Here is a 2,527-nt window from a genome sequence, read left to right on the forward strand (position 1 = left end):
GATCCTGCCGGCGGATGCCGCCTGGGGCGAAGTCGACGCGGTTTCGGTCGGCAAGCTGAGGCTGATGCCAGCGCCGGCCGTCGATATGGACGCCGTGCGCAAGGTCGCCGCGGCGATCCGTGCCGCTCCGGGCCGGGCAGGCATGATCGTTCGCGGAAAGGCCGCACGCGCCGATGCGCTCGCCATCGCCGGGCAGATATCGACGGGCAACGGCGTCCGCCTGTTCGGCGAGGTTCTGATCGCACGGATGCAGCGCGGGCGCGGGCGTGTCGCGCCGACCCGCATTCCCTATCCGGTCGATGCGGCGATGGCTGTGCTCAGGGATGTCGATGTTCTGATCCTAGTCGGCGCGAAGGAGCCGGTTGCCTTCTTCGCCTATCCGGGAAAACCGGGACGGCTCGTTCGGGAAGGCTGCGAGGTGGTGACACTGGCCGCCCATGGCGACGATCTGCATGCGGCGCTTGAGGCGCTTCGCGACGAACTTGGCATCAAGCCGTCGCAACAGGTGCTCGCGGCCGCTTTTCCCGACGAGGCAACGCCGAACGGCAGGCTGACGGAAGATGCCATCGCGCTGTCGGTGGCGCGCAGACTGCCGGCCGATGCGATCGTTTGCGATGAAGCGGTCACCTCGGCCAGGCGTTTCTTCGCGCTGTCGGCCTTTGCAGCGCCGCACGACTACATGATGGGCACGGGCGGATCGATCGGCGGCGGCATCCCGATGGCGACCGGGGCTGCAATCGCCTGTCCGGACCGCAAGGTGATCAACCTCGAAGCCGACGGCAGCGGCATGTACACGGTGCAGGGATTGTGGACGCAGGCGCGGGAAAAGCTCGACGTGGTGACGATCGTGTTTTCCAACCGAACCTATGCGATCCTGCATGGCGAGATGAAGAATGTCGGCGTCGGCGCCATCGGCGAGAACGCCAGGCGCATGCTCGACCTCGACCATCCCTCGCTCGACTGGGTGTCGCTGGCCAAAGGCATGGGCGTGGAGGCGGCTCGCGCCGATACGTGCGAGCGCTTCGAGGCGCTGCTGGACAGCGCGCTGTCACGGCGCGGGCCGTTCCTCATTGAAGCGGTGCTCTGAGCGCGGCGAAACACGATCGGCGGAACCGAGCTACCAGCGGGTCTTTTCGCCGGGAGCCGCCGGTTCGATCGCCAGCGCGTGCACGCCGGCCTTCAATTCGTCGGCAAGCAGTTCATTGACGGCGCGGTGACGGTCGATGCGGCTCATGCCGGCAAAGGCGGAAGCGACGACGCGGACGCGAAAATGCGTCTCGCCGGTGCCGTCATAAGTGCCGTGATGGTCGGAGCCGTGATGGTGGTGGCCGGCATGGAGATGGCTCTCGTTGATGATAACCAGCCTGTCCGGCGAAAATGCCTTATTGAGCTTGTCTTCCATGGTCGCCTGTATGGACATCGCCATCTCCCTTCACCACATATCGCTGGCGTCTCGGCCTGGAAACCGAAAATCGGTTTCGCAAGGGGCCGCCGCCGAGCAACAAAATCCGCCATTCGCCTGCTTTATGCCGCGATTCAGCGGTTAGGGCGATGATCGCGAAAATGTCAATTCTTGTTTCGCATCTGCGAACGCCCCATAAATGGGTAAGATGAAGCCGTACCCCAAATATTTCGAGAAGATTCGCGTCCGCCCCGACAAGGACGCGGAGCTGAAGTCGTACTCGCCGATCTGCCAGTGGGACGGCTGCAAGGAAGCGGGCACCCATCGTGCGCCGGTCGGGCGCATGAAGGAAGGCGAGTATTTCCACTTCTGCTTCGATCATGTGCGCGAGTACAACAAGGGCTTCAACTACTTTTCCGGCGTGCCGGACACCGAGGTCGCGCGCTTCCAGAAGGAAGCCATGACCGGGCACCGGCCGACCTGGAAGATGGGCGCCAACGGGGCCTCGACGCGATCGTCGCCCGATATGGCCCAGATGCGTTCCGGCCGGGCCGGCTACTATAACCGCATGCGCGACCCGTTTGACCTGTTCAAGGGACCGAAGGATCCGCGCGAGGCGCGCGAGCGCAAGGCCAAGCCGCTTGAGGCCAAGGCGCTGGAAACGCTTGGTCTTGATACAAAGGCGACTGGCAAGGAGATCAAGGCGCGCTATAAGGAACTGGTGAAACTGCACCATCCGGATGCGAATGGTGGCGACAGAGGTTCGGAAGACCGGTTCCGCGATGTGCTGCAGGCCTATCGCGTGCTCAAACAGGCGGGCCTGTGCTGAGCGGCCATACGGTTCGTGTCGTTTTCCAACTTTCATAAGGTTGGAAAAGGCTCTAAGACCGCCCCCGGACAAAATCGATTGCCGGCGAAATCAGACGTTTCGCCCGTGGAGACGTTGAGAGATATGAACAAGGTCGATCGTGACATCGCCAACCTGCCCGACACGACGGTGTCGGTGAAGGAGAAATTCGGCTTCGAGTCCAAGATGGTGGTGCCGGCCTATTCGGTGACATCGGAGCATGTGCCGGACATCGATCCGGACTATCTGTTCGACAAGAACACGACGATGGCGATCCT

General features: G+C 62.9%; 3 protein-coding genes and 1 pseudogene. 3 read left to right on the plus strand and 1 reads right to left on the minus strand.

Annotated elements, in window-relative coordinates; translation table 11 throughout:
• On the plus strand, positions 1-1,087 hold a 1,087-nt coding region (locus tag EOD15_RS32600; protein ID WP_127409216.1), incomplete at its 5' end, for an acetolactate synthase large subunit.
• Positions 1,088-1,117: 30 nt separating this feature from the next.
• On the opposite strand, the gene EOD15_RS32605 is transcribed toward EOD15_RS32600, so the two are convergent.
• The gene (locus EOD15_RS32605) at positions 1,118-1,420 is read right to left on the minus strand and encodes a BolA family transcriptional regulator (RefSeq protein ID WP_013529365.1); all 303 of its coding nucleotides are present in this window, start codon (positions 1,418-1,420) and stop codon (positions 1,118-1,120) included.
• Between the two features lie 181 nt (positions 1,421-1,601).
• On the opposite strand from EOD15_RS32605, the gene EOD15_RS32610 reads away from it, so the two are divergent.
• Together EOD15_RS32610 and EOD15_RS32615 are read left to right on the plus strand one after the other, a co-directional pair.
• Entirely contained in the window at positions 1,602-2,231 is a 630-nt protein-coding gene (locus EOD15_RS32610; RefSeq protein WP_127320745.1) for a J domain-containing protein, read from the plus strand.
• A 105-nt stretch (positions 2,232-2,336) separates the two neighbouring features.
• Positions 2,337-2,527: pseudogene (locus EOD15_RS32615) on the plus strand (cobaltochelatase subunit CobS); the annotation flags it as partial.

The organism is Mesorhizobium sp. M7A.T.Ca.US.000.02.2.1 (genome assembly GCF_003996995.1).
GTDB lineage: Bacteria > Pseudomonadota > Alphaproteobacteria > Rhizobiales > Rhizobiaceae > Mesorhizobium.